The sequence below is a fragment of the Ferroacidibacillus organovorans genome (assembly GCF_001516615.1).
Taxonomy (GTDB): domain Bacteria; phylum Bacillota; class Bacilli; order Alicyclobacillales; family SLC66; genus Ferroacidibacillus; species Ferroacidibacillus ferrooxidans_B.
In genome coordinates, this window is the sequence record NZ_LPVJ01000063.1 from 1 (window position 1) to 7,677 (window position 7,677).

A 7,677-nucleotide genomic window follows, 5' to 3' on the forward strand; every position below is an offset into this window, starting at 1 on the left:
TCTTTCCCGTGACCTCGCTTATTCTAGACCCAGCAAGGGGAAATTCTTCACCGCCCACTAAAGATGCGTGGGGCCTGGAGAGCATCCATCACGCTCTCCGGTTCCCCACGAACTTCACCTGATCCTGTCAGCGCAAATCTCCCGGCTCTGTTACGAGCACTTCAACCAATTCTTGCACATCGTCTTCAGACGACACCTTCGTCACTTCATCCATATACGCAGATGCATCCACAAGCTCAATGTTCCGATAACGCGACATCCCTGTTCCCGCCGGAATCAGCTTGCCGATAATCACATTTTCTTTCAAGCCAAGCAGATGATCGACCTTGCCTTTGATGGCCGCCTCCGTCAAAACGCGCGTCGTCTCTTGGAAAGATGCCGCAGACAAGAAAGAATCTGTCTCAAGCGACGCTTTCGTGATTCCGAGCAGCGCCGGGCGCGCAACTGCAGGCTCCCCGCCTGACAAAAGCGCTTTGCGATTCGACTCTTCATATGCAAGCAAGTCGACATACGTGCCAGGCAACAGATCCGTAGTACCACTGTCCACAATGCGCACTTTACGCATCATCTGGCGCACCATCACTTCGACGTGCTTGTCATTGATGTCGACACCCTGGATGCGGTAAACTCGCTGAACTTCGCGCAAAAGGTAGTTCTGAACACCGCGCAATCCCTTGACGCGCAGCATCTCCTTAGGATCAACCGATCCCTCTGTCAGCTCATCGCCAGCCTCAACGATCTGCCCGACGCTCACACGAATCCGTGAACCAAACGGAATGGCGTAGACTTTCGTCTCCGTCTCCCCAATAACCTCGATCTCACGCTTGTCTTTAATCTCGCGAATGTCAGAGATCGTTCCGGAGATTTCAGTAATCGTCGCCTGTCCTTTCGGGTGGCGCGCCTCAAAGAGTTCCTGAATCCGTGGCAAACCTTGCGTGATATCATCCCCCGCAACGCCACCTGTATGAAACGTCCTCATGGTCAACTGCGTCCCCGGCTCGCCGATCGACTGCGCCGCGATGATTCCGACAGCCTCTCCAATTTCAACCATTTTCCCTGTCGCGAGGTTTCGCCCGTAACACTGGATGCAGACACCGTGGCGCGCCCGGCACGTAAGAACAGAACGAATCACGACAGACTGAATGTTTGCGTCAATGATGGAGCGTGCAATCGCCTCATCAATCAGGCCATCCTTTTCGACAAGAACCTCACCCGTTTCTGGGTGACGCAGCGTCTTGAAAGCGATTCTGCCCACAATGCGGTCGTAGAGATCCTCAATGACCTCTTTCCCGTCGCGAATCTCTTCCACCATGATCCCGCGGTCGGTACCGCAGTCTTCCTGGCGAACAATCGTGTCCTGCGCCACGTCTACCAGACGGCGCGTAAGATACCCCGAGTCCGCTGTCCTGAGCGCCGTATCGGCGAGACCTTTACGGGCGCCGTGCGTCGAGATAAAGTACTCAAGAACAGTGAGTCCCTCACGGAAATTGGATTTAATCGGCAATTCAATGATGCGTCCTGAAGGATTGGCCATCAGACCGCGCATTCCAGCGAGCTGCGTGATTTGCGATACTGAACCGCGCGCTCCAGAGTTTGCCATCATGTAAATCGGATTAAAACGGTCAAGCGAATCCATGAGCGTATTGGTGAGTTCATCTTTCGCCGAACTCCAAATGCTGATGAATCGATTATAGCGCTCTTCTTCAGTGATCAAACCACGGCGATACTGAACCAGGACACGGTCTTCCTTTTGTTCTGCATCAGCCAGAATCCGCTCTTTTTGTTCAGGCACGTAGATGTCTGCAACGGAGATGGTGATACCCGCCTTCGTCGAATACGTGAAGCTGAGCTTTTTCACTTTGTCGAGAATCTCTGCCGTCTTCGTCGTTCCATAGCGCGCAAAGCACTCGCCGATGATCGCGCCAAGAAAAGACTTGACGACTGCTCCCTTAAACGGAATGCTCATCGCTTGTTCGCGCAGGTTGACGCCCCGTTCAAAAATGAAATACTGATCAGGTGTCCCGTGCAACAAGTTCTTGCGATCCGCCACATTAATGTAGGGAAACTCGCTCGGGAAAATCTCATTAAACAAAATCTTGCCCGGAGTCGTAACCAAGATTGCCTCGCGTTGACGCGCCGTAAAGGAGACCTTGTTCAGCATCTTCGCCGGAATCAAGATTCTCGTGTGAAGTGTCACTTGCTTATCTTGGTAAGCGAGAAGAACTTCTTCAGGACTAGAGAAGATCCGACCTTCACCGATTTCCCCTTCGCGTTCGATCGTAAGGTAATACGAGCCAAGCACCATATCTTGCGTCGGCGTTACAACAGGTTTTCCGTCTTTTGGATTCAAGATGTTATGCGCCGCAAGCATCAGGAGCCGAGCTTCCGCCTGTGCTTCTGCCGAGAGCGGGACGTGAACCGCCATCTGGTCACCGTCAAAGTCGGCATTATACGCCGTACAGACAAGCGGATGCAGCTTGATGGCACGACCCGCCACAAGAATCGGCTCAAACGCCTGAATCCCCAGTCGATGGAGCGTTGGCGCGCGATTTAGCAACACAGGATGTTCTGTGATGACCTGTTCGAGCACGTCCCAGACCTCATCCGACACGCGCTCAACCTTGCGCTTTGCACTCTTGATGTTATGCGCGAGACCCTGTGCGACAAGCTCTTTCATGACAAACGGCTTAAACAGTTCAAGCGCCATCTCTTTTGGAAGTCCGCACTGGTACATTTTCAGTTCCGGACCAACGACAATTACCGAGCGCCCTGAGTAGTCGACGCGTTTACCCAGCAGATTTTGGCGAAAACGCCCCTGTTTCCCTTTTAGCATGTGCGAGAGCGACTTGAGCGGTCGATTGCCAGGACCAGTGACAGGACGACCGCGACGGCCGTTGTCAATCAACGCGTCAACCGCTTCCTGAAGCATCCGCTTTTCGTTTTGCACAATGATGTCAGGCGCACCAAGTTCCAACAATCGCTTCAAGCGATTGTTCCGGTTGATAACGCGTCGATATAAGTCGTTTAGATCGGACGTCGCAAAACGTCCACCGTCAAGCTGCACCATCGGGCGAAGATCCGGAGGAATGACAGGGAGCGCGTCAAGAATCATCCATGCCGGGTCATTTCCGGATTGTTTGAACGCATCAAGAACTTCCAGCCGCTTGATTGCGCGGTTTCTGCGCTGGCCCTGCACGGTGCGCAACTCTTCGCGGAGGGTTTCAATTTGCTGGTCAACATCAATGCCGAGCAGCAATTTTTTGACAGCTTCTGCACCCATGCCCGCCTCAAAGCCATAGCCGTATTTCTCGCGGTAACTGCGGTACTCTTTTTCCGAGAGAAGCTGCTTTTGTTCCAGCGGGGTATCGCCCGGGTCCGTCACAACATAAGAAGCAAAATAGATCACTTCTTCAAGATTGCGCGGGGACATGTCAAGGACAAGCCCCATGCGGCTCGGAATTCCTTTGAAATACCAAATGTGCGATACAGGCGCCGCCAATTCAATGTGCCCCATGCGCTCGCGGCGAACTTTTGCGCGCGTGACTTCAACGCCGCAGCGGTCACACACAACACCTTTGTAGCGAACGCGCTTATACTTTCCGCAGTGACACTCCCAGTCGCGCTGCGGACCAAAAATCTTTTCGCAAAAGAGCCCCTCTTTTTCAGGCTTCAATGTGCGATAGTTGATCGTTTCCGGTTTTTTCACTTCACCGTGTGACCACGAGCGAATTTTATCCGGCGACGCAAGACCGATTTTCATAAACTCAAAGTTGTTGACATCCAGCAAAGGGGTCCCTCCCTATCAGTCGTCGCCTAACTCGCGCATTTCGAGGCTAAAGTTGAGTTTTTCTGATGTGTCATCATCTTCATCGACTTCGCGCATCGCGATCTCTTGCTCATCTTCAGACAAGATCTTGACATCGAGACCAAGACTTTGCAGTTCCTTGATCAACACTTTGAACGACTCAGGCACACCAGGTTCCGGAACATTCTCACCTTTGACGATCGCTTCGTACGTTTTCACACGTCCCACGACGTCGTCTGATTTGACGGTGAGAATCTCTTGCAATGTATAAGCCGCACCATACGCTTCAAGCGCCCACACTTCCATCTCGCCAAAGCGCTGTCCGCCAAACTGCGCCTTACCACCAAGGGGCTGCTGCGTGACAAGCGAGTACGGTCCCGTGGAGCGCGCGTGAATCTTGTCATCGACCAAGTGCGCCAATTTCAGCATGTACACATATCCGACCGTGACGCGCCCGTCAAAGCGCTCGCCCGTTCTCCCGTCATAGAGCACCGTCTTGCCATCCCGCGCAAGTCCCGCCTCTTCCAGCGCGTCAAACACGTCGCTCTCGTGGGCACCGTCAAAAACCGGCGTCGCCACATGAATGCCGAGCATCTTCGCAGCCATTCCAAGATGTGTCTCAAGCACCTGCCCAATGTTCATCCGGGAGGGAACACCCAGTGGATTCAAAACAATTTGTACAGGCGTGCCATCCGGCAAATAAGGCATATCCTCAATCGGCATGATCCTCGCGACGACACCCTTATTGCCGTGACGGCCTGCCATCTTGTCACCCTCGGAGATCTTCCGTTTCTGCGCGATATAAACGCGCACCAACTGGTTCACGCCAGGTGGCAACTCATCACCATTCTCACGCGTGAACACCTTCACGTCGACCACGATACCCGCACCGCCGTTTGGCACGCGCTGCGACGTATCGCGAACCTCACGCGCCTTCTCTCCGAAGATCGCGTGAAGCAGGCGTTCTTCAGCGGTGAGTTCCGTAACACCTTTTGGCGTTACCTTCCCGACAAGAATGTCGTTTGCAAAAATTTCCGCGCCAATGCGAATGATACCGCGGTCATCCAGATTGCGCAGCGCCTCTTCACCCACGTTCGGGATATCGCGCGTGATTTCTTCCGGCCCAAGCTTCGTATCGCGCGCTTCACACTCGTACTCTTCAATGTGAATCGATGTGTACACGTCGTCTTTGACCATCGTCTCGCTGAGCAGAATCGCATCCTCGTAGTTGTACCCTTCCCACGTCATAAACGCGACGAGCACATTCCGTCCGAGCGCCAATTCACCCTGCTCTGTCGCAGGTCCGTCCGCCAAGATATCACCGCGTTTCACGCGGTCGCCAATGCGAACGAGCGGTCGCTGATTGATGCACGTCCCCTGGTTTGAGCGCATAAACTTCTGACAGCGATAGCGCACCGCATCGCCCTTTACCAACTGACCATCCACTTGAAGCTCCGTGCGCACAATAATCTCATTGGCCGTTACGCGCTCAACAACACCGTCGTGACGCGCCACAATAACGACACCCGAGTCCTTTGCTGCTTTGTGTTCCATTCCCGTTCCCACAAACGGCGCCTCAGTCACAAGCAGCGGCACCGCTTGACGCTGCATGTTCGAACCCATAAGCGCACGGTTCGCATCATCATTCTCAAGAAACGGAATCATCGCCGTCGCCACTGATACGACCTGCTTTGGCGAAACGTCGATATAATCGACCCGCTCTTTCGGCATGGTAAGAATATCGCCCTTGTAGCGAACGATCTGCTCGTCCTCGACCATGCGGTTGTCTTCTGTCAGCTTAGCGACAGCCTGCCCGATGACATAATTATCTTCTTCATCCGCTGTCAAATAGTCCGCCACTTCAGAAATGCGACCCGTATCCGGATCAAGACGGCGGTACGGCGTCTCAATAAACCCGAACTCATTGATGCGCGCATACGTTGAGAGCGAGTTGATAAGTCCAATGTTTGGACCCTCAGGCGTCTCGATCGGACACATGCGTCCATAGTGCGACGGGTGAACGTCGCGCACCTCAAAACCTGCCCGCTCACGCGTGAGTCCACCCGGCCCGAGAGCCGACAGGCGACGCTTGTGCGTCAACTCCGCCAAGGGATTGGTCTGATCCATAAATTGCGACAACTGGCTGGAGCCAAAAAACTCTTTGATCGCGGCAATCACCGGACGTATGTTGATCAACGCCTGCGGCGTGATCGCGTTGGCATCCTGAATTGACATCCGCTCGCGGACTACGCGCTCCATGCGCGACAGGCCAATGCGAAACTGGTTTTGGAGCAGCTCTCCCACAGAGCGCAGGCGGCGATTCCCGAGATGGTCAATGTCATCCGTCGTTCCTACACCGTGCAGCAAATTCATAAAGTAATTGATCGAGGCGATAATGTCCGCCGGGATGATATTTTTCACCTGGCGGTCGATCTGGCCATTCCCGATCACTTTGATCGATTTTCCCTCTTCGAGTTGACTGAGAATGCGCACCTCTTGCATCACAATCGTCGGATCTTCGAGAAGTCCCGCGTTTGAGCGCAATGTCACTTGATTCAGCCCGTTCTCGAGATAAACCGTCAGACGGTCAAGCAGACGGCGATCGATCAACTGTCCGGGCTCCGCAATCACTTCCCCCGTTTCCGGATCGACCAGCGTCTCTGCCAACCGCTGGTTCAACAGACGGTTTTTAAGATGCAGCTTCTTATTAATTTTGTAACGGCCCACGTTAGCCAAGTCGTAGCGCTTCGGATCAAAAAAGCGTGAAGACAAGAGATTTCGCGCATTCTCTACCGTCGGTGGTTCACCTGGACGCAAACGCTCATAAATTTCAGTCAGCGCTTTTTCGGTCGAATCTGTGCTATCCTTTTCAAGCGTGTTTCTCAGATAGTCGTCTTCACCCAAAAGGTTTAAAATTTCAGCATCCGTCGAGAATCCGAGCGCGCGCAACAGCACTGTGACCGGAATTTTCCTCGTTCGGTCAATGCGAACATATATTATGTCTTTCGCGTCCGTCTCAAGCTCAAGCCAGGCGCCGCGATTCGGAATCACCGTCGCACTAAATGTGCGTTTACCGTTTTTGTCAATCTTTGCATTAAAGTACACACTCGGCGAGCGAACAAGCTGACTGACGATAACGCGCTCGGCACCGTTGATGATAAACGTGCCCGTCTCGGTCATCAGCGGGAAATCTCCCATGAAGACTTCTTGCTCTTTTACTTCTCCCGTTTCACGGTTGATCAACCGCACCTTGACGCGAAGAGGAGCGGCATATGTTACATCGCGCTCTTTTGACTCGTCAACGCTGTATTTTGGTTCGCCAAGACTGTAGTCGATAAACTCCAGCACGAGGTTTCCTGTAAAATCCTGGATCGGGGAAATGTCTGCAAACATTTCACGCAACCCCTCATTCAAAAACCATTCGTACGACTTTTGCTGAATCTCAATTAAGTTTGGAAGTTCATGAACCTCTGACACCCGCGAATACGTTCGACGCTGACGGCGTCCATACTGAACAACATGTCCCTGCAATACGGTCACCCCTCGTAGCTGGATGCTGGCGTTCCGTGAAAAGATAGAAAAAGGAATGGGCTTCTCAGCCGCAAATCCCCTTTACATAGCGCGCAGTATTCTTGTATTGCCAATAGCAAAGCGAAATATTCCCAGTGGCATAGCATACCACAGTATCATTTCGCATTATTTGACAATACCACGCCGACAAATTAAAGTCAACAAAAGTTTTTATAAAAAAGCACAGGTTTTACAGATCAGCGCGGGAGTCTTGCACAAAAAACACTGTTAAAGCTAATGAATAGAGTCCGGAGATAGACGGTGTACTTTGTCCAGAAGTTGCCACGCTGGATGTCCAAAGG

Annotated in this window: 2 protein-coding genes; both read right to left on the reverse strand. The window is 52.7% G+C overall.

All coding sequences use genetic code 11. The annotated features are described in order from the left end of the window. Positions 1-127: 127 nt before the first annotated feature. Entirely contained in the window at positions 128-3,787 is a 3,660-nt protein-coding gene (rpoC, locus tag ATW55_RS13720) for a DNA-directed RNA polymerase subunit beta' (protein WP_067719046.1), read from the reverse strand. A gap of 15 nt (positions 3,788-3,802) precedes the next feature. Further along, positions 3,803-7,336 carry a DNA-directed RNA polymerase subunit beta gene (gene rpoB, locus ATW55_RS13725; RefSeq protein WP_067719051.1) on the reverse strand — a complete coding sequence of 1,178 codons (3,534 nt, stop codon included), beginning with the start codon at positions 7,334-7,336 and terminating at the stop codon, positions 3,803-3,805. Positions 7,337-7,677 lie beyond the last annotated feature (341 nt).